This is a genomic window from Citrobacter sp. RHB20-C16, assembly GCF_013890155.1.
GTDB classification, from domain to species: Bacteria; Pseudomonadota; Gammaproteobacteria; order Enterobacterales; family Enterobacteriaceae; genus Citrobacter_A; species Citrobacter_A amalonaticus.
In genome coordinates this window covers 4741078-4766443 of record NZ_CP057630.1, presented here as the reverse complement: position 1 = coordinate 4766443, position 25366 = coordinate 4741078, and the positions used below count along the sequence as shown (strand labels likewise).

Annotated in this window: 24 protein-coding genes; 18 read left to right on the top strand and 6 right to left on the bottom strand. The window is 54.2% G+C overall.

Translation table 11 applies throughout. The features are described 5' to 3' along the window. Positions 1-26 precede the first annotated feature (26 nt). Positions 27-647 (top strand): threonine export protein RhtC, encoded by a 621-nt coding sequence (gene rhtC / locus HVX64_RS22775; RefSeq protein ID WP_042998816.1) that lies wholly within the window; start codon positions 27-29, stop codon positions 645-647. A gap of 42 nt (positions 648-689) precedes the next feature. On the opposite strand, the gene rhtB is transcribed toward rhtC, so the two are convergent. Continuing rightward, positions 690-1310 (bottom strand): homoserine/homoserine lactone efflux protein, encoded by a 621-nt coding sequence (rhtB, locus tag HVX64_RS22770; RefSeq protein ID WP_042998817.1) that lies wholly within the window; start codon positions 1308-1310, stop codon positions 690-692. A 236-nt stretch (positions 1311-1546) separates the two neighbouring features. Between rhtB and pldB the strand changes: the two genes are divergently transcribed. The 3 genes from pldB (at position 1547) to bioP (ending at position 4358) form a co-directional block, all read left to right on the top strand. After that, positions 1547-2569 carry a lysophospholipase L2 gene (pldB, locus tag HVX64_RS22765; RefSeq protein ID WP_042998818.1) on the top strand — a complete coding sequence of 341 codons (1023 nt, stop codon included), beginning with the start codon at positions 1547-1549 and terminating at the stop codon, positions 2567-2569. An 8-nt stretch (positions 2570-2577) separates the two neighbouring features. Next, complete coding sequence (gene yigL, locus HVX64_RS22760) at positions 2578-3378, top strand: sugar/pyridoxal phosphate phosphatase YigL (protein ID WP_042998819.1); 801 nt, start codon at positions 2578-2580, stop codon at positions 3376-3378. 80 nt (positions 3379-3458) lie between these two features. Then, positions 3459-4358 carry a biotin transporter gene (gene bioP / locus HVX64_RS22755; protein WP_042998820.1) on the top strand — a complete coding sequence of 300 codons (900 nt, stop codon included), beginning with the start codon at positions 3459-3461 and terminating at the stop codon, positions 4356-4358. On the opposite strand, the gene metR is transcribed toward bioP, so the two are convergent. Next, positions 4246-5199, bottom strand: coding sequence for an HTH-type transcriptional regulator MetR (metR, locus tag HVX64_RS22750; protein ID WP_042998821.1), 954 nt, complete (start codon positions 5197-5199; stop codon positions 4246-4248). The two genes, bioP and metR, sit on opposite strands and share 113 nt — an antisense overlap. Positions 5200-5434: 235 nt before the next feature. On the opposite strand from metR, the gene metE reads away from it, so the two are divergent. Continuing rightward, entirely contained in the window at positions 5435-7696 is a 2262-nt protein-coding gene (gene metE / locus HVX64_RS22745; protein ID WP_044258308.1) for a 5-methyltetrahydropteroyltriglutamate--homocysteine S-methyltransferase, read from the top strand. 66 nt (positions 7697-7762) lie between these two features. Here metE and HVX64_RS22740 read toward each other — a convergent pair whose 3' ends face one another. Further along, positions 7763-8572 carry a dienelactone hydrolase family protein gene (locus HVX64_RS22740; protein ID WP_042998823.1) on the bottom strand — a complete coding sequence of 270 codons (810 nt, stop codon included), beginning with the start codon at positions 8570-8572 and terminating at the stop codon, positions 7763-7765. Positions 8573-8832: 260 nt separating this feature from the next. On the opposite strand from HVX64_RS22740, the gene udp reads away from it, so the two are divergent. The 9 genes from udp to tatD all read left to right on the top strand — a co-directional run bounded on the left by udp (position 8833) and on the right by tatD (position 16781). After that, positions 8833-9594: a uridine phosphorylase gene (udp, locus tag HVX64_RS22735; RefSeq protein ID WP_042998824.1), complete on the top strand. Its 762-nt coding sequence runs from the start codon at positions 8833-8835 to the stop codon at positions 9592-9594. Positions 9595-9747: 153 nt separating this feature from the next. Beyond that, on the top strand, positions 9748-11175 hold the full coding sequence (gene rmuC, locus HVX64_RS22730) for a DNA recombination protein RmuC (RefSeq protein WP_044258325.1): 1428 nt from the start codon (positions 9748-9750) through the stop codon (positions 11173-11175). A 94-nt stretch (positions 11176-11269) separates the two neighbouring features. After that, on the top strand, positions 11270-12025 hold the full coding sequence (ubiE, locus tag HVX64_RS22725) for a bifunctional demethylmenaquinone methyltransferase/2-methoxy-6-polyprenyl-1,4-benzoquinol methylase UbiE (protein ID WP_042326162.1): 756 nt from the start codon (positions 11270-11272) through the stop codon (positions 12023-12025). Positions 12026-12038: 13 nt separating this feature from the next. Next, the gene (gene ubiJ / locus HVX64_RS22720; RefSeq protein WP_042998825.1) at positions 12039-12644 is read left to right on the top strand and encodes a ubiquinone biosynthesis protein UbiJ; all 606 of its coding nucleotides are present in this window, start codon (positions 12039-12041) and stop codon (positions 12642-12644) included. Further along, positions 12641-14281 (top strand): ubiquinone biosynthesis regulatory protein kinase UbiB, encoded by a 1641-nt coding sequence (gene ubiB, locus HVX64_RS22715; protein WP_181825195.1) that lies wholly within the window; start codon positions 12641-12643, stop codon positions 14279-14281. The genes ubiJ and ubiB overlap by 4 nt, the downstream gene beginning before the upstream one ends. A 78-nt stretch (positions 14282-14359) precedes the next feature. Beyond that, positions 14360-14629: a Sec-independent protein translocase subunit TatA gene (gene tatA, locus HVX64_RS22710; protein WP_042998827.1), complete on the top strand. Its 270-nt coding sequence runs from the start codon at positions 14360-14362 to the stop codon at positions 14627-14629. Between the two features lie 3 nt (positions 14630-14632). Continuing rightward, complete coding sequence (tatB, locus tag HVX64_RS22705) at positions 14633-15163, top strand: Sec-independent protein translocase protein TatB (protein ID WP_044258312.1); 531 nt, start codon at positions 14633-14635, stop codon at positions 15161-15163. Between the two features lie 2 nt (positions 15164-15165). Beyond that, positions 15166-15957, top strand: a complete 792-nt coding sequence (gene tatC, locus HVX64_RS22700) for a Sec-independent protein translocase subunit TatC (protein WP_042998829.1) — start codon at positions 15166-15168, stop codon at positions 15955-15957. Between the two features lie 41 nt (positions 15958-15998). Continuing rightward, positions 15999-16781: a 3'-5' ssDNA/RNA exonuclease TatD gene (tatD, locus tag HVX64_RS22695; RefSeq protein WP_044258313.1), complete on the top strand. Its 783-nt coding sequence runs from the start codon at positions 15999-16001 to the stop codon at positions 16779-16781. A 7-nt stretch (positions 16782-16788) separates the two neighbouring features. Here tatD and rfaH read toward each other — a convergent pair whose 3' ends face one another. After that, the gene (rfaH, locus tag HVX64_RS22690; protein ID WP_042998831.1) at positions 16789-17277 is read right to left on the bottom strand and encodes a transcription/translation regulatory transformer protein RfaH; all 489 of its coding nucleotides are present in this window, start codon (positions 17275-17277) and stop codon (positions 16789-16791) included. A gap of 168 nt (positions 17278-17445) precedes the next feature. Between rfaH and ubiD the strand changes: the two genes are divergently transcribed. After that, positions 17446-18939, top strand: a complete 1494-nt coding sequence (ubiD, locus tag HVX64_RS22685) for a 4-hydroxy-3-polyprenylbenzoate decarboxylase (RefSeq protein WP_044327658.1) — start codon at positions 17446-17448, stop codon at positions 18937-18939. A gap of 38 nt (positions 18940-18977) precedes the next feature. After that, a complete protein-coding gene (gene fre / locus HVX64_RS22680) occupies positions 18978-19679 on the top strand; it encodes an NAD(P)H-flavin reductase (protein ID WP_044258316.1) in 702 nt (233 codons plus the stop codon). 169 nt (positions 19680-19848) lie between these two features. Here fre and fadA read toward each other — a convergent pair whose 3' ends face one another. Next, positions 19849-21012, bottom strand: coding sequence for an acetyl-CoA C-acyltransferase FadA (gene fadA / locus HVX64_RS22675; RefSeq protein WP_042998833.1), 1164 nt, complete (start codon positions 21010-21012; stop codon positions 19849-19851). Positions 21013-21021: 9 nt separating this feature from the next. Next, complete coding sequence (gene fadB / locus HVX64_RS22670; protein ID WP_044258318.1) at positions 21022-23211, bottom strand: fatty acid oxidation complex subunit alpha FadB; 2190 nt, start codon at positions 23209-23211, stop codon at positions 21022-21024. A 190-nt stretch (positions 23212-23401) separates the two neighbouring features. Between fadB and pepQ the strand changes: the two genes are divergently transcribed. After that, positions 23402-24733: a Xaa-Pro dipeptidase gene (pepQ, locus tag HVX64_RS22665; RefSeq protein WP_042998835.1), complete on the top strand. Its 1332-nt coding sequence runs from the start codon at positions 23402-23404 to the stop codon at positions 24731-24733. Continuing rightward, positions 24733-25347, top strand: coding sequence for an IMPACT family protein (locus HVX64_RS22660; protein ID WP_181825194.1), 615 nt, complete (start codon positions 24733-24735; stop codon positions 25345-25347). Before pepQ ends, HVX64_RS22660 begins: the two co-directional genes overlap by 1 nt. The last annotated feature ends 19 nt before the right edge of the window (positions 25348-25366 follow it).

Below are 25366 nucleotides of genomic sequence, written 5' to 3'. Positions count from 1 at the left end.
CTGTTTCCCCCGCGAGTATTTTCATCATGTTAATGTTATTTCTCACCGTGGCGATGGTGCACATTGTGGCACTGATGAGCCCAGGGCCGGATTTCTTTTTTGTCTCGCAGACGGCGGTCAGCCGCTCGCGCAAAGAAGCGATGATGGGCGTGCTGGGCATTACCTGTGGCGTCATGGTCTGGGCGGGCATCGCGCTGCTCGGCCTGCATCTGATCATTGAAAAAATGGCCTGGTTACACACTATTATCATGGTCGGCGGCGGCCTGTACCTGTGCTGGATGGGCTACCAGATGCTGCGTGGCGCGTTGAAAAAGCAGGATGTCGCGGCACCCACGCCGCAGGTTGAGCTGGCGCAAAGCGGTCGCAGTTTCCTGAAAGGGTTACTGACGAACCTGGCTAACCCGAAAGCCATCATCTACTTCGGTTCGGTCTTTTCTCTGTTTGTCGGCGACAGCGTCGGTACTGCCGCGCGTTGGGGGATTTTCGTGCTGATTATCGTTGAGACTTTCGCGTGGTTTACCGTGGTTGCCAGCCTGTTTGCGCTGCCGAAAATGCGTCGTGGCTACCAGCGTATGGCGAAATGGATCGACGGTTTTGCCGGGGCGTTGTTCGCGGGGTTCGGTATCCATCTGATCATTTCGCGCTAAGTCTTTGTGCCGGATACGTGCCAGTTGCTATCCGGCAACCGGTCAGGCGTGGCGCGCCGACGCCAGCAGTGCACCCACCAGCATAAACAGCGAACCGAAGATTTTATTCAACGCTTTCATCTGTTTCGGTCCTTTGATCCACAACGCGATACGCTGCGCCAGCGTGGCGTAGCCGATCATCACCACGATGTCGACTGCAATAGTGGTTACACCGAGCACGATGTACTGCATCAGTTGGGGTTCTTTTGGCATCACGAACTGTGGGAAAAGGGCCGCCAGGAAGACGATGCTTTTAGGGTTTGTCAGGTTCACGAATACGGCGCGTTTAAACAGGCGACCGCGCGACTGGGTCTGGGCCATAGCATTCAGATCAATCGCACCGGCGGCGCGCCATTGCTGGATGCCTAACCAAATCAGATAGGCCGCGCCCGCCCATTTCAGCACCTCAAAGGCGATGACGGAGCGTGAAAACAGCGTGCCCAGACCGACGCCGACCAGCACGATATGAATGCCCAGTCCGGCCTGTAACCCGGCAATCGACGCCACTGCGCCGCGATAGCCGTGATTAAGGGAAGTCGTCATGGTATTGATGGCGCCGGAACCGGGCGAAAGGCTCAAAATTATGGATGTCAGCAGGTAGGCGAACCACCATTCAAAAGTCATGAGAAACTCCCTGATTGCACTTTAAATACACTAAATAATTCGAGTTGCACAAAGGCGGCGACGCAGCGAAATCCCAGGCGCGTACAGGGAGTACATGACGGGGATGAGCGAGGAAAGCCAGCGCATCTGCAGCTTGAAGTATGACGGGTATATGCCACAATACGCTACTGTTGCGGTGTTGTGTCAGACATGATTAAAAAAACGATTTTTACCTGGTAAACGAGGCTGGATACCCGATGTTTCAGCAGCAAAAAGACTGGGAAACGAGAGAAAACGCGTTTGCGGCTTTTTCCATGGGGCCGCTGACAGACTTCTGGCGTCAGCGTGAGGAAGCGGAATTGACCGGCGTCGGTCGTGTGCCGGTGCGGTTTGTCCGGTTTCGCGCAGCGCATAACGATCGTGTCATTGTCATCTGTCCGGGGCGAATTGAAAGCTATGTAAAGTACGCTGAGCTGGCGTATGACCTGTTTCATCTGGGCTTTGATGTCCTCATTATTGACCATCGCGGTCAGGGGCGTTCCGGGCGTATGCTATCGGATCCTAATCGCGGACATGTCGACAATTTCAACGACTATGTTGATGATTTATCGGCGTTCTGGGGACAAGAAGTGCAGCCGGGACCGTGGCGTAAACGTTATATTCTGGCACACTCGATGGGCGGGGCGATTGCGACGCTGTTTTTGCAGCGCCATCCGCATCAGTGCGATGCGATCGCGCTCTGCGCGCCAATGTTTGGTATTGTGATGCGTTTGCCGGACTGGATGGTACGCCATATCCTCGACTGGGCCGAAGGTCATCAGCGTATCCGGGAAGGGTATGCGATCGGCACCGGACGCTGGCGGGCATTGCCCTTTGGCATGAATTTATTAACGCACAGTCGACAACGCTATCGGCGTAATTTACGTTTTTATGCCGATGAGCCGCAGCTGCGCGTCGGCGGCCCAACCTTTCACTGGGTACGGGAAGGCATCCTGGCGGCTGAACAGGTGCTGGCAGGCGCGGGCGATGACGCCACGCCAACTCTGCTGATTCAGGCTGAAGAAGAGCGTGTGGTGGATAACCGCATGCACGAACGTTTTTGTGAACTCCGCGCCGCAGCGGGCCATCCTGTCGAAGGGGGGCATCCGCTGGTCATTAAAGGCGCTTATCATGAGATCCTTTTTGAAAAGGACGCTATGCGCTCAGTTGCGCTTCAGGCTATCGTTGATTTTTTCAACAAGCATAACTCATCAGCGGAAACCGCTTTGCTCAGAGGTTGAATTTTTATATGTATCAGATTGTTGCGTCTGATTTAGATGGCACACTGCTTTCTCCCGACCATACCCTATCCCCCTACGCGAAAGAGACATTGAAGCTGCTGACCGCACGCGGCGTTAACTTTGTCTTTGCGACCGGTCGACATCATGTCGATGTGGGGCAGATTCGCGATAATCTGGAGATTAAGTGCTATATGATTACCTCCAACGGCGCGCGTGTGCATGATATGGATGGCAATCTGGTGTTTACCCATAATCTGGACCGCGATATTGCCAGCGATCTGTTTGGGGTGGTGAACGCGAACCCGGATATCATCACTAACGTCTATCGCGATGACGAATGGTTTATGAACCGCCATCGTCCGGATGAAATGCGATTTTTCAAAGAGGCGGTGTTCCATTACTCGCTGTTTGAACCGGGTTTACTGGAGCCGGAAGGCGTCAGCAAAGTGTTCTTCACCAGTCATTCTCATGACGTCCTGCTGCCGCTGGAACAGGCTATTAATGCGCGCTGGGGCGATCGGGTGAACGTGAGCTTCTCCACGCTCACCTGTCTGGAAGTGATGGCGGGCGGCGTGTCGAAAGGCCATGCGCTGGAGGCGGTCGCCAACGCGATGGGTTACAGCCTCAAAGACTGCATCGCCTTTGGCGACGGGATGAACGACGCTGAAATGCTGTCAATGGCAGGCAAAGGCTGCATTATGGCCGGGGCGCATCAACGCCTGAAGGATCTGCATCCGGAACTGGAAGTGATCGGCTCTAATATCGACGATGCGGTGCCGCATTATTTGCGCGATCTCTTCTTACGCTAAGATGAATGCTGATTAATTAATCAGTTGTCAACTTAACTCTCCGCTACAATGGATACTCCATATTCTACGAGATATCCATTGTGGCGTTACTGATCATTACCACGATCCTGTGGGCTTTCTCCTTCAGCCTGTTCGGGGAATACCTTGCCGGGCACGTCGATAGCTACTTTGCCGTGTTGGTTCGGGTCGGTCTGGCGGCGCTGGTATTCCTGCCTTTCCTGCGTACGCGCGGGCACAGCCTGAAAACTATCGGGCTTTATATGCTGGTGGGAGCCATGCAGCTTGGCATCATGTATATGCTGAGTTTCCACGCTTATCTCTATCTGACTGTCTCTGAACTGCTGTTGTTTACCGTGTTGACGCCGCTCTATATCACGCTGATTTACGATCTGATGAGTAAACGGCGGCTGCGCTGGGGGTATGCGTTTAGCGCGCTGCTGGCGGTGATTGGCGCAGGGATTATTCGTTATGACCAGGTGACCGATCACTTCTGGACTGGTCTGCTGCTGGTACAGCTTTCCAACATCAGTTTTGCCATCGGGATGGTGGGCTATAAACGCCTGATGGAGACGCGCCCGATGCCCCAGCATAACGCCTTTGCATGGTTTTACATCGGCGCGTTTCTGGTGGCGGTAGTTGCCTGGTTCATGTTGGGCAATGCGCAGAAAATGCCGGAAACCACGCTCCAGTGGGGAATTCTGGTGTTCCTGGGCGTGGCCGCTTCAGGCATCGGCTACTTTATGTGGAACTACGGCGCGACACAGGTTGATGCGGGGACGCTGGGTATTATGAACAATATGCATGTGCCCGCAGGGCTGCTGGTCAACCTGGCTATCTGGCACCAACAGCCTCACTGGCCAAGTTTTATTACAGGTGCGATGGTGATATTGGCTTCACTGTGGGTGCATCGAAAGTGGGTCGCTCCGCGCTCCGAACAAACGGCAGATGATCGCAGGCGTGATTGCGCGCCGATCGAATAAACGCCTCAGTCACCGGCTGGCGCTGCTCGCCATCACGCACGGCGGCGTACAGGCGGCTCCATAAGCCCTCTCCCAGGGTTCTGGTCACCACCAGACCCTGGCGTTCAAAACTCTCCACGACCCAGTGCGGCAGGGCAGCAATGCCCATGTTTGCCGCCACCATCTGAATCAACAGCAGCGTATTATCCACGCTTTTCAGTGACGGGCTGACCCCTGCGGGCTGAAGAAAATGACGCCAGACGTCCAGTCGACTGCGTTGTACCGGATAGATCAGCAGCGTTTCGCTGGCTAAATCTTCCGGGGTGATCTGCGTTTTGCTGGTCAGCGGATGCTCGGGTGCCAGCACCAGGCGAACTTCAAAATCAAACATCGGAGAATAATGCAGCCCGCTGCGCGGCAGAATGTCAGAGGTCATCACCAGATCCAGCTCGTCCTGCTGGAGCGCCGGTTGGGGGTCAAACGTCACGCCGGATTTAAAATCCATCTCCACCTGCGGCCATTTGGCGCGGAAGTTTTCCAGCGCCGGGGTCAACCACTGAATACAGCTATGGCACTCAATGGCGATACGCAGACGGGTTTGTTGTGGTTCGTTGCAGGCCTGCAACGCGCGGTTAATTTGTGGCAGAACCTGACTGGCCAGTTGCAACAGGATCTCACCCTGTGGGGTGAAACGCAGCGGCTGACTTTTACGTATGAATAGCCGAAAGCCAAGGCGCTGTTCCAGATCGCTGAACTGGTGAGACAGGGCGGATTGGGTCTGATGCAGCGTCGCCGCGGCGGCGGCCAGTGACCCGGTATTCCGCAACGCCTGGAGCGTTTTCAGGTGTTTAATCTCGATCATGAAAGTCCTTCACTTCGGCATGAACAAATTGCGCTTGAGGAATATACAGTAACTGTCAAATATGGATGTGTAAACATCCAGACGTCCAAAATCCTTCGTATTTTAAATTTATGGTGCGTTGGCTGCGTTTCCCCATCCTGGTCACTTACTGATGTAAGCTCCCGGGGATGAGCAAACTTGCCGCCTTCCCTGAATTAAAAATCCATTGGATTTACATATAATTAGAGGAAGTAAAATGGCAATACTGAATCACACTCTCGGTTTCCCTCGTGTTGGCCTGCGTCGCGAGCTGAAAAAAGCGCAAGAGGGCTACTGGGCGGGTAATGTGACCCGTGAAGAACTGCTGGCGGTGGGCCGTGAACTGCGGGCGCGTCACTGGGATCAGCAAAAGCAGGCCGGTATCGATCTACTGCCGGTCGGCGATTTTGCCTGGTACGACCATGTTCTGACCACCAGCCTGCTGCTCGGTAACGTCCCGGCGCGTCATCAGAACAAAGATGGTTCCGTCGATATCGACACCCTGTTCCGCATTGGTCGCGGTCGTGCGCCGACCGGCGAACCGGCTGCGGCGGCAGAAATGACCAAATGGTTTAACACCAACTATCACTATATGGTGCCGGAGTTCGTTAAGGGTCAGCAGTTCAAACTGACCTGGACACAACTGCTGGATGAAGTAGACGAAGCGCTGGCGCTGGGTCACAAGGTGAAACCTGTGCTGCTCGGCCCGGTCACTTATCTGTGGCTGGGCAAAGTAAAGGGCGAGTCGTTCGATCGCCTGAGCCTGCTGAAAGACATTCTGCCGGTTTACCAGCAGGTGCTGGCGGAACTGGCAAAACGCGGCATCGAGTGGGTGCAGATCGACGAACCCGCGCTGGTGCTGGAACTGCCGCAGACCTGGCTGAACGCCTTCAAACCGGCCTACGATGCGCTTTCCGGGCAGGTGAAACTGCTGCTGACCACCTACTTTGAAGGTGTGACGCCTAACCTTGATACCATTGCCGCGCTGCCGGTACAGGGACTCCACGTTGACCTGGTCCACGGTAAAGATGACGTGACAGCGCTGCACAAACGCCTGCCGACTGACTGGCTGCTGTCTGCCGGTCTGGTCAATGGACGCAACGTCTGGCGTGCCGATCTGACAGAAAAATATGCCCAGATTAAAGATATCGTAGGCCTTCGCGATCTGTGGGTGGCCTCGTCCTGCTCATTGCTGCACAGCCCGATCGACCTGAGCGTTGAAACGCGTCTGGATGCGGAAGTGAAGAGCTGGTTTGCCTTCGCCCTGCAAAAGTGTGGTGAACTGACGCTGCTGCGCGATGCGCTGAACAGCGGCGATACCGCCGCCATCGCCGAATGGAGCGCACCGATTCAGGCGCGTCGCCACTCGACCCGTGTGCACAATGCAGCAGTGGAAAAACGTCTGGCGGCCATCACCGCGCAGGACAGCCAGCGGGCGAACCCGTACGAAGTGCGCGCTGAAGCTCAGCGTGCGCGCTTCAACCTGCCTGCATGGCCGACGACCACTATCGGTTCTTTCCCGCAGACTACTGAAATCCGCGGCCTGCGTCTGGACTTCAAAAAAGGTCAGCTTGATGCTAACAACTATCGCACTGGCATCGCGGAGCATATTAAGCAAGCGATTGTTGAGCAGGAACGCTTAGGCCTGGACGTGCTGGTCCACGGTGAAGCCGAGCGTAACGACATGGTGGAATATTTCGGTGAGCACCTCGATGGTTTTGTTTTCACCCAGAATGGCTGGGTGCAGAGTTACGGCTCTCGCTGCGTGAAACCGCCGGTGGTGATCGGCGACGTCAGCCGTCCGGAAGCGATCACCGTAGAATGGGCGAAGTATGCTCAGTCGCTGACTGACAAACCGGTAAAAGGCATGCTGACCGGCCCGGTGACCATTCTCTGCTGGTCCTTCCCGCGTGAAGACGTCACCCGCGAAACCATCGCCAAACAGATCGCGCTGGCACTGCGTGATGAGGTGGCGGATCTGGAAGCGGCAGGCATTGGCATCATTCAGATTGATGAACCCGCACTACGCGAAGGGCTGCCGTTGCGTCGTAGCGACTGGGCGGCTTATCTGGCGTGGGGCGTGGAAGCGTTCCGTATCAACGCGGCGGTGGCGAAAGATGATACCCAGATCCACACCCACATGTGTTACTGCGAGTTTAACGACATCATGGATTCTATTGCCGCGCTGGATGCTGACGTGATCACCATTGAAACCTCACGTTCCGACATGGAGCTGCTGGAGTCGTTCGAAGAGTTCGACTATCCGAACGAAATCGGACCGGGCGTGTATGACATTCACTCGCCGAATGTCCCGAGCGTAGAGTGGATTGAGGCGCTGTTGCAAAAAGCGGCACAACGTATCCCGGCTGAACGCCTGTGGGTGAACCCGGACTGTGGCCTGAAAACCCGCGGTTGGCCGGAAACCCGCGCCGCGCTGGCGAACATGGTGAAAGCCGCGCAGAATCTGCGTCAGGCGTGATCTTCCTGGGCCCGGTAAGGCGAAGTCGCCACCGGGCCTGTTGTCGGGGGGCGGTTCAGACCTGCGTTATTTCTTACTTCCGTACTGTGCAAACCACGCCAGCATTCTTTGCCAGCCGTCTTTGGCAGATTCTTCGTGATAGCTCGAGCGGTAGTCGGCATTGAAGGCATGACCGGCATCAGGATAGACGACAATCTCCGTATTGGCGTTAGCGGCGCGTAAGGCCTGGCGCATGGTCTCCACGCTCTCCTGTGAAATACTGTTATCCTGACCGCCGTACAGACCCAGCACCGGGGCGTTCAGATCGGTCGCCACATCGACAGGATGTTTCGGCGAATTCAACGACTTATCGCCAACCAACTTCCCATACCAGGCTACAGCGGCTTTCAGTTGCGGGTTATGCGCCGCGTACAGCCACGTAATACGTCCGCCCCAACAAAAGCCAGTGATCATCAGACGATGAACATCGCCACCGTTGCGGGACGCCCAACTGGCGACGTGATCCAGATCGGCCAGAACCTGAGAATCCGGCACTTTCGCCACCAGACCGCTCAATAGCGTGGGAATATCGGCGAAATCATTGGGATCGCCCTCGCGGAAGTAGAGTTCTGGCGCGATAGCCAAATAGCCGTCCAGCGCCAGACGACGGCAGATGTCGCGGATATGTTCATGCACGCCAAAGATTTCCTGCACTACAATGACCACAGGCAGTGGGCCATTGCTCTTTTTCGGCCGGGCGTGAAACGCCGGCATCTCGTCCCCCTGAGAAGGGATTGACGTAAAACCCGCGACGATGGCGTCGTCCGGGGTATGCACTGAGGTAGAGGCAATAGGGGATGCTGCAGGTGCAAAACCGGTTTGTGGTGTTGATGTCATGGTATTCTCCGTACCCTTAGAAAAATAGCGCACTATTAACTATAGACAGCCTTTAACCATTCACACTGCCTCAAACGGCTCGCTTTTTGTGCAAAGAAAGAGAAAGTTGGGCTATTGATGTGATGTTGATCACTTTTTGTAGGTAAATTCATGCAAATGAATTGCATCATGGTGATAGCGGTCACGAAAATATCTTAAGTCCTTCGGTAAAGTGTCTTTTTGCTTCTTCTGACAAAAACCGAATCACAGAGGAGTTTTATATGTCCAGGTCTGACGTTTTTCATCTCGGCCTCACCAAGAACGATTTACAAGGGGCTACGCTGGCTATCGTCCCTGGCGATCCGGAACGTGTAGAAAAGATCGCCGCGCTGATGGAGAAGCCGGTTAAACTGGCATCTCACCGTGAATTCACTACCTGGCGCGCAGAGCTGGACGGTAAAGCCGTCATCGTCTGCTCGACCGGTATCGGCGGCCCATCAACTTCTATAGCGGTGGAAGAATTGGCTCAGTTGGGCATTCGTACTTTCCTGCGTATTGGCACCACGGGGGCCATTCAGCCGCATATCAATGTCGGCGATGTTCTGGTCACCACGGCGTCCGTTCGTCTGGATGGTGCGAGCCTGCACTTTGCGCCGATGGAGTATCCGGCAGTCGCTGACTTTGAATGCACCACCGCGCTGGTTGAAGCGGCAAAATCCATCGGTGCTACAACTCACGTGGGCGTAACTGCATCTTCTGACACCTTCTACCCAGGCCAGGAACGTTACGACACTTTCTCCGGTCGCGTAGTACGTCGTTTCAAAGGCTCCATGGAAGAGTGGCAGTCAATGGGCGTGATGAACTACGAAATGGAGTCCGCCACGCTGCTGACCATGTGTGCAAGCCAGGGCCTGCGCGCCGGGATGGTTGCGGGGGTAATCGTCAACCGCACCCAGCAAGAGATCCCGAATGCGGAGACGATGAAACAAACCGAAAGCCATGCGGTGAAAATCGTGGTGGAAGCGGCACGTCGTCTCATCTAATTCTCTTCTCTTCCGTAAAAAAGGCCGACGCGTTCGGCCTTTTGCTTTTACGCGATTATTTGCGTACCGCCTCGCAGGAAAGTTCTTTAAAACTGGACGTTTATACAGCACAATTCTATTTTGTGCGGGTGATGTATGGCGTCGGGAGGCATTTTGGATATCTCAATCATCATTTATGCGGTTATTGCGCTGGTGGGCATTGCGCTTGGCTGGCTGATAGCCAGCTATCAGCATGCGCAACAGAAAGCCGAACAATTCGCTGAACGTGAAGAGATGGTTGCGGCATTAAGTGCTGCCAAACAACAGCTTGCCCAAAGTGAACACTGGCGTGATGAGTGCGAGTTGCTCAATAACGAATTACGTAGCCTGCGCAGCATTAACACCTCGCTGGAAGCGGATCTGCGTGAAGTGACCACGCGAATGGAAGCCACACAGCAGCATGCGGAAGATAAAATTCGCCAGATGATCAACAGCGAGCAGCGTCTGAGCGAACAGTTTGAAAACCTGGCAAACCGAATCTTTGAGCAAAGCAATCGCCGGGTTGATGAGCAAAACCGACAGAGCCTGAATGGTCTGCTGACGCCGCTGCGTGAACAACTGGACGGTTTCCGTCGCCAGGTTCAGGACAGCTTTGGTCAGGAAGCGCGAGAACGTCACACCCTGGCGCATGAAATTCGCAATCTCCAACAGCTTAATGCACAAATGGCCCAGGAAGCGGTCAACCTGACGCGTGCACTAAAAGGCGATAATAAAACGCAGGGGAACTGGGGCGAAGTCGTACTCACTCGTGTGCTGGAAGCATCCGGACTGCGTGAAGGTTATGAGTACGAAACGCAGGTCAGTATCGAGAATGACGTTCGTTCCCGCATGCAGCCCGACGTAATTGTACGTTTACCGCAGGGAAAAGATGTGGTGATCGACGCCAAAATGACGCTGGTGGCCTATGAGCGCTATTTTAATGCGGAAGACGATTACACCTGCGAAAGTGCGCTTCAGGAACACATTGCTTCGGTGCGTAACCATATTCGCCTGTTGGGACGTAAGGACTACCAGCAGCTTCCGGGGCTGCGCACGCTGGATTACGTGCTGATGTTTATTCCGGTGGAGCCCGCGTTTCTGTTAGCGCTCGACCGACAGCCCGAACTGATTACTGAAGCGCTTAAAAATAATATTATGCTGGTCAGTCCCACGACATTACTGGTGGCGTTGCGAACCATTGCGAATCTATGGCGTTACGAACATCAAAGCCGTAATGCGCAACAGATTGCGGACCGTGCGAGTAAGCTCTATGACAAGATGCGGCTGTTTGTCGACGATATGTCCTCCATCGGACAGAGTCTGGACAAAGCGCAGGATAACTATCGTCAGGCAATGAAAAAGCTATCGTCGGGGCGCGGCAACGTGCTGGCACAGGCCGAAGCGTTTCGCGGCTTAGGGGTAGAAATTAAGCGCGAGATTAACCCTGAACTGGCGGAACAGGCCACAACGCAGGATGAAGAGTATCGGTTGCGATCGGTACCTGAAGAGCAGGAAGATGCATCTTATTCCGACGATGACGGGATAAAGCAGCAATCGAATTAGTCCGTTCGGAGTAACCCGGACGGGCAGAAGGGTAGGGCAATGCGCCCCAATCTGTTACACTTCTCGAACAATTTTTTGATGAGCAGGCACTGAGATGGTGGATAATTCACAAGAAACGACGCACTTTGGTTTTCAGACTGTCGCTAAAGAGCATAAAGCGGACATGGTGGCCCACGTTTTTCATTCTGTGGCATCAAAATATGATGTTATGAATGATTTGATGTCTTTTGGCATCCATCGTTTGTGGAAGCGCTTCACCATCGACTGTAGCGGCGTCCGCCGTGGTCAGACAGTACTGGATTTAGCCGGGGGAACCGGCGATCTGACGGCTAAATTCTCCCGTCTGGTCGGGGAGACCGGCAAGGTGATTCTGGCTGACATCAATGACTCAATGCTCAAAATGGGTCGTGAAAAGCTGCGCAATATCGGCGTGATTGGCAACGTAGAATATGTTCAGGCCAATGCGGAAGCGCTGCCGTTCCCGGACAATACGTTTGACTGCATCACTATTTCCTTCGGTTTGCGTAACGTCACGGACAAAGACAAAGCCCTGCGCTCGATGTTCCGTGTCCTGAAGCCAGGTGGTCGTCTGCTGGTGCTGGAATTCTCTAAACCGATTATCGAGCCACTGAGCAAAGCGTACGACGCCTACTCGTTCCATATCCTGCCGCGTATCGGTTCAATGGTCGCCAATGATGCCGATAGCTATCGTTATCTGGCGGAATCCATCCGTATGCATCCCGATCAGGACACCTTGAAAGCGATGATGCAGGACGCCGGGTTCGAAAGTGTCGACTATTACAACCTGACAGCGGGTGTGGTTGCGCTACATCGCGGCTATAAGTTCTGACAGGAGAACGGGGATGCCTTTTAAACCCTTAGTGACTGCTGGAATGGAAAGTTTGCTTAATTCATTCCTGTATCGTTCGCCGGCGTTGAAAACGGCGCGAGCGCGTCTGCTGGGAAAAGTGCTGCGTGTAGAGCTAAAAGGCTTTTCGACATCATTAATTCTGCTGTTCAGCGAACGCCAGGTTGACGTGCTGGGCGAGTGGGCTGGCGAGGCCGATTGTACGGTGATCACTCATGCCAGCGTATTGCCAAAATTACGTGACCGCCAGCAACTGGCTGCGCTGATTCGCAGTGGCGAACTGGAAGTGCAGGGTGATATTCAGGTTGTGCAAAATTTCGTTGCCCTTGCCGACCTGGCGGAATTCGATCCTGCTGAACTGCTGGCGCCTTATACCGGCGACATCGCGGCGGAAGGGATCAGCAAAGCCCTGCGCGGCGGGGCAAAATTTCTCCGTCACGGGATCCAACGTCAGCAACGTTATGTTGCCGAAGCTATTACGGAAGAGTGGCGAATGGCACCCGGACCGTTAGAGGTTGCCTGGTTCGCGGAAGAAACGGCAGCGGTGGAACGCGCTGTCGATGCGCTGACCCGGCGGCTGGAAAAACTGGAGGCTAAATGACGCCAGGTGAAGTACGGCGCCTGTATTTCATCATTCGCACTTTTTTAAGTTACGGACTTGATGAACTCATCCCCAAAATGCGGATCACGCTGCCGCTGCGGTTATGGCGTTACTGCCTGTTCTGGATGCCAAACCGGCATAAAGACAAATTATTGGGAGAGCGACTGAGACTGTCTCTGCAGGAGTTAGGGCCGGTGTGGATCAAGTTTGGTCAAATGCTCTCAACTCGCCGCGATCTCTTCCCTCCGCATATCGCCGATCAACTGGCGTTGTTACAGGACAAAGTCGCCCCCTTCGATGGCAAGCTGGCGAAAGCGCAAATCGAAGAAGCGATGGGCGGACTGCCCGTTGAAGCCTGGTTTGATGAATTCGAGATTCAGCCGCTGGCGTCGGCGTCAATTGCTCAGGTGCATACGGCGAGACTGAAATCGAACGGCAAAGAGGTCGTCATCAAAGTCATACGTCCTGACATCCTGCCGGTTATCAAAGCGGATCTACGACTGATTTATCGTCTTGCCCGCTGGGTGCCGCGCTTGCTACCGGACGGTCGCCGTCTGCGCCCGACGGAAGTGGTGCGGGAATATGAAAAAACACTGATTGATGAGCTGAACCTGCTGCGCGAATCGGCCAACGCCATTCAGCTACGGCGAAACTTTGAAGACAGCCCCATGCTCTACATCCCGGAAGTTTATTCTGACTACTGCAGTGAGAATATGATGGTGATGGAACGCATCTATGGCATCCCGGTTTCCGATGTGGTGACTCTGGAGAAAAACGGCACCAACATGAAGTTGCTGGCGGAGCGCGGCGTGCAGGTTTTCTTCACTCAGGTGTTTCGCGACAGCTTTTTCCACGCGGATATGCATCCCGGAAACATCTTTGTCAGTTATGAACACCCCGAAAACCCGAAATATATTGGCATTGATTGCGGCATTGTCGGCTCCTTAAACAAGGAAGATAAGCGTTACCTGGCGGAGAACTTTATCGCGTTCTTTAATCGTGATTACCGCAAGGTTGCGGAACTGCATGTTGATTCAGGCTGGGTTCCGCCGGATACCAACGTTGAAGAGTTTGAGTTTGCGATTCGTACCGTATGCGAGCCTATCTTCGAGAAACCGCTAGCAGAAATCTCGTTTGGTCACGTTTTGTTAAACCTTTTCAATACGGCGCGTCGATTTAACATGGAAGTGCAGCCTCAACTGGTATTGTTGCAGAAGACATTACTGTATGTTGAGGGCGTAGGACGTCAGCTGTATCCGCAGTTGGATCTCTGGAAAACGGCGAAGCCTTTTCTGGAATCATGGATTAAAGATCAGGTCGGTATTCCGGCGCTGGTCAGGGCATTTAAGGAAAAAGCGCCGTTCTGGGTCGAAAAAATGCCAGAACTCCCTGAACTGGTGTACGACAGTTTGCGCCAGGGCAAATATTTACAGCACAGTGTTGATAAGATTGCGCGCGAGCTTCAGGAGAATCATGTGCGTCAGGGCCAATCCCGTTACTTATTGGGAATTGGAGCCACGTTACTATTGAGTGGGACATTCCTGTTGATTAATCGTCCTGAATGGGGCTATATGCCCGGCTGGTTGATGGCAGGCGGTCTGGTCGCCTGGATTGTCGGCTGGCGCAAAACTCGCTGATTTTTTCATCGCTCAAGGCAGGCCGGGTAACGTATACTACGGCCTTATTAATTCATCATCTATCACAGAGGAACATGTATGGGTGGTATCAGTATTTGGCAGTTGGTGATCATTGCCGTCATCGTTGTACTGTTGTTTGGCACCAAGAAGCTCGGCTCCATCGGTTCCGATCTTGGCGCATCCATCAAAGGCTTCAAAAAAGCCATGAGTGATGATGATGCTAAACAGGATAAAGCCAGTCAGGACGCTGACTTTACCGCGAAGTCTATTACTGACAAACCGGCAGACGCTGCTAAAGAAACGGCGAAAAAAGAAGACGCGAAAAGCCACGATAAAGAGCAGGTGTAATTCGTGTTTGATATCGGCTTTAGCGAACTGTTACTGGTGTTTATTATCGGCCTCGTCGTACTGGGGCCGCAGCGATTGCCGGTAGCCGTCAAAACGATAGCTGGCTGGGTACGCGCATTGCGATCCCTTGCGACCACCGTTCAGAATGAACTGACCCAGGAGCTTAAGCTCCAGGAGTTTCAGGACAGCCTGAAAAAGGTTGAGAAAGCGAGCCTGGAAAATCTGACTCCCGAGCTGAAAGCCTCAATGGATGAACTGCGCCAGGCGGCGGAGTCAATGAAACGTTCCTATAGCGCGAACGAGCCCGAAAAAGCGAGCGACGAAGCGCACACCATCTATAACCCGGTGGTGAAAGGGAACGAAGAACAGCATGAAGGGGTCACGCCCGCTACTGCTGAAGTCCAGGCCAGCGCACCGGAACAGGCTCCTGAGATTGTCGGGGAGACGTCTCCTGCCGTCAACGTGAAGGACGCTGAACCGAAAACCGCTGCCCCTGTTGCTGGCTCCTCCCCTACGTCGAGTGATAAACCGTAAACATGGCTGTAGAAGATACTCAACCGCTTATCACGCACCTGATTGAGCTGCGTAAACGTCTGCTTAACTGCATTATTGCGGTTATCGTGATTTTTCTGGCATTGGTCTATTTTGCCAATGACATCTATCACCTGGTTTCCTCGCCGCTTATCAAACAGTTGCCGCAGGGCGCAACCATGATCGCGACGGATGTCGCATCACCGTTCTTCACCCCGATCAAATTAACCTTCATGGTGTCGCTGATCCTGTCAGCACCGGTGATCCTTTATCAGGTCTGGGCGTTTATCGCGCCAGCGCTGTATAAGCATGAACGCCGCATGGTGGTACCGTTACTGATCTCCAGCTCGTTACTGTTCTATATCGGCATGGCGTTTGCCTACTTTGTCGTGTTCCCGCTGGCGTTTGGCTTCCTTGCCAATACCGCGCCGGAAGGTGTGCAGGTCTCGACGGATATTGCCAGCTATCTGAGCTTTGTCATGGCGCTGTTTATGGCGTTCGGGGTCTCGTTTGAGGTGCCCGTTGCCATCGTGCTGCTTTGCTGGATGGGGGTGACGACACCGGAAGATTTGCGTAAAAAACGGCCTTATGTGTTAGTTGGCGCGTTTGTGGTAGGGATGTTGCTGACGCCGCCGGATGTTTTTTCGCAGACGTTACTGGCGATTCCGATGTACTTCCTGTTTGAGGTCGGCGTTTTCTTCTCACGTTTCTATGTCGGTAAGCGACAGACACGGGATGAAGATAACGAGGCGGAATCAGAAGCCGAAGCTGAGAAAGCCGAGAAAACAGAAGAGTAAATTCAACCGCCCGCCAGGGCGGTTGTCATATGGAGCGAAGCATGTTTGATATCGGCGTTAATTTAACCAGCTCGCAGTTTTTAAAAGACCGTGATGAGGTTGTGGCTCGCGCGAGGGCCGCTGGCGTGAAGGGCATGCTTCTCACCGGTACAAACCTGCATGAAAGCCAACAGGCGCAACGACTGGCGCACATTTATCCTCTCTGTTGGTCGACGGCCGGTGTTCACCCGCACGACAGTAGCCAGTGGCAGCCTGCCACAGAGGAGGCGATTGTGGCGCTGGCGTCAATGCCTGAGGTCGTGGCGATTGGCGAATGTGGCCTTGATTTCAATCGTAATTTTTCCACTCCGCAGGAACAAGAGCGGGCGTTTGATGCGCAGTTGCGTATCGCTGCAGAGTTACAGATGCCGGTTTTTATGCATTGTCGTGATGCGCATGCACGATTTCTGACGCTGCTGGATCCGTGGCTGGACAAACTCCCGGGTGCGGTGCTGCACTGCTTTACCGGCACGCGTGAAGAAATGCAGGACTGTATCGACAGAGGATTACATATCGGCATTACAGGCTGGGTCTGTGATGAGCGTCGTGGGCTGGAACTGCGCGAATTGCTACCGTTTATTCCGGCCGAACAGTTGCTGATTGAAACTGATGCGCCGTATCTGTTGCCGCGCGATCTCTCGCCGAAACCCGCATCGCGACGTAACGAACCGGCATATCTGCCACATATTCTTGAGCGTATCGCCCACTGGCGCGGAGACGATCCGCAGTGGCTTTCCGCCACAACGGATGCGAACGTCAGGACACTGTTTGGAATGTCGTTTTAAGTCGCCGTTAAAGCTTACGGAAACCGGTGTTTTTCACGCTCTGCTTCACCTCTTTATTCAACAGGTTGAGCAGCAGCATGGAACGCGCTTCACCGTCCGGTTCAGTGAAGATCGCCTGCAGGCCTTCAAAAGCCCCTTCCGTGATGACCACTCGGTCGCCGGGGTAAGGCGTTTCAGGGTCGACAATGCCTTCTGGCTTATAGACGGAGAGCTGGTGAATCACCGTAGCAGGGACAATTGCCGGTGATGCGCCAAAGCGGACAAAATGGCTGACGCCGCGCGTGGCATTGATCGTCGTGGTATGAATCACTTCCGGGTCAAATTCCACGAACAGATAGTTAGGGAACAGGGGTTCGCTGACTGCAGTACGTTTTCCACGCACCATTTTTTCCAGGGTGATCATCGGTGTCAGGCAGCTCACTGCCTGTCTTTCGAGGTGTTCCTGAGCACGCTGAAGTTGCCCGCGTTTGCAGTACAGTAAATACCAGGATTGCATAATGGCTCTTATCCGCTTATTCGGGGCGCAAGCATAGCAAATGTAAGGCGTGAAGTTAATTATAATCCCGGTGATGGCGGTGGGCTGCCAGAGTTCACGCTAATTTAACAAAAATACAGCATCACGATGATGAACGCCGTATAATGAGGCGCTTACGAAGAGGCCACAATGGACGCCATGAAATATCACGATTTACGCGACTTCCTGACGCTGCTTGAACAACAGGGTGAACTCAAACGCATTACGCTTGAAGTGGATCCATATCTGGAAATCACAGAAATTGCCGATCGCACGCTACGTGCCGGTGGCCCTGCGCTGCTGTTTGAAAACCCCAAAGGCTATTCAATGCCGGTGTTGTGTAACCTGTTTGGTACGCCAAAGCGTGTCGCGATGGGCATGGGGCAGGATGATGTCTCTGCGCTGCGGGAAGTAGGTAAATTACTGGCCTTTTTGAAAGAACCGGAGCCGCCGAAGGGCTTTCGCGATCTGTTTGATAAACTGCCGCAGTTTAAACAGGTGCTGAATATGCCGACGAAGCGACTGCGCGGTGCGCCTTGTCAGCAAAAAATCATCTCTGGCGATGACGTCGATTTAAACCGCATCCCCATTATGACCTGCTGGCCAGAAGATGCCGCGCCGCTCATCACCTGGGGGCTGACTGTCACGCGTGGCCCGCATAAAGAGCGGCAGAATCTGGGGATTTATCGCCAGCAGCTGATTGGCAAAAATAAATTGATCATGCGCTGGCTGTCCCATCGTGGCGGCGCGCTTGATTATCAGGAGTGGTGTGCGGCGCATCCGGGGGAACGGTTCCCGGTCTCCGTTGCGCTGGGTGCCGATCCGGCCACTATTCTTGGCGCGGTGACGCCGGTACCGGACACACTCTCAGAGTACGCCTTTGCCGGTCTGCTGCGCGGTACGAAAACCGAAGTGGTTAAATGCCTGTCTAACGATCTTGAAGTGCCTGCCAGTGCGGAAATTGTGTTGGAAGGGTATATCGATCCGGGTGAAATGGCACCGGAAGGCCCGTATGGCGACCATACGGGGTATTACAATGAAGTGGATAGCTTCCCGGTTTTTACCGTCACGCATATTACCCAGCGTGAAGATGCGATTTACCATTCGACCTACACCGGTCGTCCGCCGGATGAGCCTGCCGTACTTGGCGTTGCGCTAAATGAAGTGTTTGTGCCGATTCTGCAAAAACAGTTCCCGGAAATCGTCGATTTTTACCTGCCGCCGGAAGGGTGCTCTTATCGCCTTGCCGTCGTCACGATTAAAAAACAGTACGCGGGGCATGCGAAACGCGTCATGATGGGTGTCTGGTCATTTTTACGCCAGTTTATGTACACCAAATTTGTTATCGTCTGTGATGATGACGTCAATGCACGCGACTGGAACGATGTGATTTGGGCGATTACTACCCGTATGGACCCGGCCAGGGACACGGTGCTGGTAGAAAATACGCCAATTGATTATCTGGATTTTGCCTCGCCGGTCTCCGGTCTGGGTTCAAAAATGGGGCTGGATGCCACGAACAAATGGCCAGGTGAAACCCAACGCGAGTGGGGACGTCCAATTAAAAAAGACCCCGACGTGACCGCCCGCATTGATGCGATTTGGGATGAACTGGCCATCTTTAATGACGGTAAAGGCGCCTGAGGCGCTCGTTTTGCCCTACAGACCCATAGAGGGAGCGCATGACAACCTTAAGCTGTAAAGTGACCTCGGTAGAAGCTATCACTGATACCGTATACCGTGTTCGTTTAGTACCCGACGCGGCATTTTCCTTTCGTGCCGGTCAATATTTGATGGTCGTGATGGATGAGCGGGATAAACGCCCGTTCTCGATGGCCTCTACACCGGATGAGCAGGGTTTTATTGAGCTCCACATTGGCGCGTCAGAAATTAATCTCTATGCCAAAGCAGTGATGGATCGCATCCTGAAAGACCATGAGATAACGATAGATATCCCGCACGGCGACGCATGGCTGCGTGACGATGAAGAGCGTCCGCTGATCCTGATTGCTGGTGGTACGGGTTTTTCCTACGCCCGTTCCATTCTGCTGACGGCGCTGGCGCATAATCCCAATCGTGAGGTCACGATTTACTGGGGGGGACGTGAAGAGAAGCATCTCTACGATCTCTCTGAACTTGAAGCGCTCTCTGTCAACCATCCCAATCTGCGCGTTGAAGCCGTGGTGGAACAACCGGAAGCCGGCTGGCGTGGGCGTACAGGGACGGTCTTAACGGCGGTGATGCAGGATCACGGAACGCTGGCCGATCATGACATCTACATTGCCGGGCGTTTTGAGATGGCGAAAATCGCGCGTGACCTGTTCTGTAATGAGCGCAGCGCACGTGAAGATCGCCTGTTTGGCGATGCGTTCTCATTTATCTAAGAAGAGAAACGAAGAAGAAAAAACCCGCCCCTGACAGGCGGGAAGAACGGCAACTAAATGGTTATACCGTGACGTTTTCGTTGTAGGCCGGATGAGATGCTTTAGCGTCGCCATCCGGCAATCGAGCCGGGGGTACTTCGCTTACCTGGCCGACAATGAGTGAATATCTTTACACCCGCTCAAACACGGTCGCGATACCCTGACCCAACCCAATACACATCGTCGCCAGGCCGAACTGGACATCTTTGCGTTCCATCAGGTTCAACAACGTGGTGCTGATACGCGCGCCAGAACAACCCAACGGGTGACCGAGCGCGATCGCGCCGCCGTTAAGGTTGATCTTCTCGTCAATCTGCTCCATTAACCCCAGATCTTTAATACACGGCAGGATCTGCGCAGCAAACGCTTCGTTCATCTCAAACAAACCGATATCACTGGCCGAAAGCCCCGCTTTTTTCAGCGCCAGTTTCGACGCCGGAACCGGACCGTATCCCATGATGGAAGGATCACAACCGACCACCGCCATTGAGCGCACGCGGGCGCGTGGTTTCAGACCTAACTCGCGTGCACGACTCGCGCTCATCACCAGCATGGCGGCGGCACCATCGGAGAGTGCAGAAGAGGTTCCTGCGGTGACCGTGCCGCTGACCGGGTCAAACGCCGGACGCAGGGTAGATAACGCTTCAACCGTGGTTTCCGGACGGATCACTTCGTCGTAGTTAAACTGCTTCAGCACGCCATCGGAGTCATGCCCACCGGTTGGGATAATTTCGTTCTTAAACGCGCCGGACTGCGTGGCGGCCCAGGCGCGGGCGTGTGAACGTGCGGCAAAGGCATCCTGCATTTCACGGCTGATGCCGTGCATGCGTGAGAGCATCTCCGCCGTTAGTCCCATCATGCCCGCCGCTTTGGCGACGTTACGGCTCAGACCTGGGTGAAAATCGACGCCGTGGCTCATCGGCACATGGCCCATATGCTCCACGCCACCCACCAGACAGGCCTGTGCATCACCGGTCATAATCATTCGTGCGGCGTCATGCAATGCCTGCATGGAAGAGCCGCACAGACGGTTGACGGTCACCGCCGGAACGGAGTGTGGAACTTCCGCCAGCAGCGCCGCGTTACGGGCGATGTTAAAGCCCTGCTCCAGCGTCTGCTGCACGCAACCCCAGTAGATGTCATCAAGCGCCGCCGCTTCAAGCGCCGGATTACGCGCCAGAAGACTACGCATCAAATGTGCGGAGAGATCTTCCGCACGCACGTTGCGAAACGCGCCCCCTTTCGAACGGCCCATCGGGGTACGGATCGCATCAACAATTACAACCTGTTCCATTGTGACTCCTTAAGCCGTTTTCAGGTCGCCGACCGGACGGGCAGGCTCAACCGGGGGATAATACGGTTCGTTATGACGCGCTTTATTACGCAGACCTTCCGGAACGTCGTATAACGGACCGAGGTGCTGATACTGTTGCGCCATATCGAGATACTTCGCGCTGCCGAGCGTATCCAGCCAGCGGAACGCGCCGCCGTGGAACGGAGGGAAGCCCAGACCGTAAACCAGTGCCATATCGGCCTCTGCCGGACTGGCGATAATGCCTTCTTCGAGACAGCGCACCACTTCGTTGACCATCGGGATCATCATACGGGCGATAATTTCGTCTTCGCTGAAATCACGCTTCGCGTTACTGACGTCAGCCAGCAGGTCATCAACGGTGGCATCCTCTTCTTTCTTCGGCTTACCTTTATTGTCTTCTTTATAGCGCCAGAAGCCCAGACCGTTTTTCTGACCAAAACGACTGGCGTCAAACAGCGCATCGATCGCGTCGCGATAATCTTTTTGCATCCGCTGCGGGAAGCCTGCGGACATCACGGCCTGCGCGTGATGCGCTGTATCAATGCCGACAACATCAAGCAGGTATGCCGGGCCCATCGGCCAGCCGAACTGTTTTTCCATGACCTTGTCGACTTTGCGGAAGTCCGCTCCGTCGCGCAGCAACTGGCTGAATCCCGCGAAGTAAGGGAACAGTACGCGGTTTACAAAGAAGCCGGGGCAGTCGTTCACCACAATCGGTGTTTTGCCCATTTTGCTTGCCCAGGCGACTACTTTCGCGATGGTTTCATCGGCGCTTTTCTCGCCACGAATGATCTCAACCAGCGGCATCCGGTGAACCGGGTTAAAGAAATGCATCCCGCAGAAATTTTCCGGGCGTTTCAGCACGCTTGCCAGTTCACTGATGGGAATGGTGGAGGTGTTAGAGGCCAGCACGGTATCCGGGCGAACCTTGTCTTCCGTTTCGGACAGCACCGCTTTTTTGACTTTCGGGTTTTCAACCACGGCTTCGACCACGATGTCCACGCGATCAAAACCGGCATAGTCCAGCGTAGGGTGAATGGTCGAAATCACGCCCGCCATCTTCAGACCGTCAATTTTGCCGCGCTCAAGCTGTTTGTTCAGCAGCTTAGCCGCTTCGGTCATTCCGAGGGTCAGGGATTTGTCATTGATATCTTTCATGATAACCGGCACGCCTTTCCACGCCGACTGATACGCGATACCGCCGCCCATAATGCCTGCGCCCAGCACAGCAGCCTGTTTTGGCGTCTCAACGTCTTTGGTCAGCTTCTTCGCTTTGCCTTTCACATATTGGTCGTTAAGGAAGATACCGACCAACGCGCGGGCTTCATTGGTGTGCGCCAGCGGAACAAAACTTTTGTTTTCCAGATTAAGCGCTTCTTCACGGCCAAAACGCGCGGCGGCTTCAATGGTTTTCACTGCAGTCATCGGGGCCGGGTAATGTTTGCCTGCCGTTTGCGCGACCATGCCTTTGGCAATGGTGAAGCTCATGGCAGCTTCAATTTTGCTGAGCTTCAGCGGTTCCAGCTTCGGCTGACGCTTCGCTTTCCAGTCCAGATCGCCGCTGATGGCCTGACGTAAAACTGCTTTTGCGCCTTCAATCAGTTTTTCCGCTTTCACGACGCCATCGACCAGACCGATTTTCAGCGCCTGTTCAGCACCAACGTCTTTACCGGCAGCAATGATCTCCAGTGCGCTGTCCGCGCCTAACATGCGCGGCATACGTACGGAACCGCCAAAGCCTGGCATGATGCCCAGCTTTGTTTCTGGTAGACCGATACGCAGATCCGGCGTCGCCAGGCGGTAATCGGTCGCCAGTACGCATTCGCAGCCGCCACCTAACGCATAGCCGTTAACTGCAGAGAGCGTGGGGACCGGCAGATCTTCCAGACGGTTAAAGACGCTGTTGGCGAAATGCAACCACTGGCTGAGCTGTTCTTCGGGAACGAGAAACAGCGAAAGGAATTCGGTGATATCGGCACCGACGATAAAGGCTGCTTTATTCGAACGCAGCAGCAGCCCTTTTAAATCTGTTTGTTTTTCCAGTACGTCCAGCGCCTGGCCGAGGCTGGCGACGGTTGCCGTGTCGAGTTTGTTCACTGAGCCTGGGGCATCGAACACCAGTTCGGCGATGCCATCTTCCAGCCAGTCGAGGTACAGGTTGTCGCCTTTGTAAAGCATGTCAGTCTCCTGAATCCGCAAGGTGATCTGGTCATACCAGATGAAGCGAAGTGTGTATTTTATGTTAATAAAATGCAAATGACTGATTAAAAAAATGCCGATCCGATCACACCTGGTAGAAATCACGCTCTCGTGAATCGATGTGCTAAGATGCGGAGACTTGAGGTCGAAAAAAACAGAAGGATAGAAAATGGAATCACTGGCCGCACTCTATAAAAATCATATCGTTACCTTACAAGAACGGACGCGTGATGCGTTGGAACGCTTTAAGCTTGATGCGCTGCTTATTCACTCCGGCGAGCTGGTTAACGTTTTTCTCGACGATCATCCTTACCCGTTTAAGGTTAATCCGCAGTTTAAAGCCTGGGTGCCGGTGACTCAGGTTCCCAACTGCTGGTTGCTGGTTGATGGGGTGAACAAACCCAAACTGTGGTTTTACTTGCCGGTCGATTACTGGCACAACGTTGAACCGCTGCCGACCTCCTTCTGGACTGAAGAAGTTGAGGTGATTGCCCTGCCGAAGGCGGATGGCATTGGCAGTCAACTGCCTGCCGCGCGCGGCAATATTGGTTATATCGGCCCGGTTCCAGAGCGTGCGTTGCAACTGGAGATCGCCGCCAGCAATATCAACCCGAAAGGGGTGATCGACTATCTGCACTATTACCGCGCCTACAAAACGGACTACGAACTGGCCTGCATGCGCGAAGCGCAGAAAATGGCGGTGAATGGACACCGTGCGGCGGAAGAAGCCTTCCGTTCGGGGATGAGCGAGTTTGATATCAACCTGGCCTATCTGACTGCGACCGGTCACCGCGACACCGATGTGCCGTACAGCAATATCGTGGCGCTGAACGAGCATGCGTCGGTTTTGCATTATACGAAGCTGGATCATCAGGCACCGTCTGAAATCCGCAGCTTCTTGCTGGATGCCGGTGCGGAGTACAACGGTTATGCCGCAGACCTGACCCGTACCTGGTCGGCGAAAAGCGACAATGAGTATGCGCAGTTAGTGAAAGATGTGAATGACGAACAGTTGGCGCTGATTGCCACCATGAAAGCGGGTGTCAGCTATGTGGATTATCATGTTCAGTTCCATCAGCGTATTGCAAAACTGCTGCGTAAGCATCAGCTCGTCACCGACATGAGCGAAGAGGCGATGGTCGAAAACGATCTCACCGGACCGTTTATGCCGCACGGGATCGGCCATCCGCTGGGCCTGCAGGTGCATGATGTCGCGGGCTTTATGCAGGATGACACCGGTACGCATCTCGCCGCGCCGTCCAAATATCCGTATCTGCGCTGCACCCGTGTGCTCCAGCCGGGCATGGTGTTGACCATTGAACCGGGCTTTTACTTCATCGAATCGCTGCTCGCGCCGTGGCGTGAAGGGCAGTTCAGCAAACACTTCAACTGGCAGAAAATTGAAGCGCTGAAACCGTTTGGTGGTATTCGTATTGAAGATAACGTGGTGATCCACGAGAACAACGTTGAAAACATGACGCGGGATCTGAAACTGGCGTAATGGACAGTTGGTTAATCCCTGCGGCGCCGGTCACCGTTGTCGAAGAGATCAAAAAAAGCCGCTTCATTACGTTGTTGGCGCATACCGATGGCGTAGAGGCGGCAAAAGCGTTTGTGGAATCAGTCAGAGCGGAGCACCCGGACGCCCGTCACCATTGCGTGGCGTGGGTGGCGGGAGCGCCGGATGATTCGCAGCAATTGGGCTTTTCAGATGATGGTGAACCGGCGGGAACGGCAGGCAAGCCGATGCTCGCGCAGTTGATGGGCAGCGGCGTTGGGGAAATTACCGCCGTTGTGGTGCGCTATTACGGCGGGATCTTACTCGGCACCGGCGGACTGGTTAAAGCCTACGGCGGTGGCGTAAACCAGGCATTGCGTCAGTTAACGACACAGCGCAAGACGCCATTAACCGAATATACTTTGCAGTGTGAGTACGCGCAGTTGGTTGGCGTTGAAGCACTTCTGGGTCAATATGGCGGCAAAATCGTCACCAGTGATTACCAGGCATTCGTTCGGTTACGGGTGGCGCTTCCTTATGCGAAAGTGGATGAATTTTCAGCAAAGCTGGCGGATTTTAGTCGTGGTTCATTGCAATTATTAGCGATTGAAGAATAATCCCCACCTCATTTTGAAG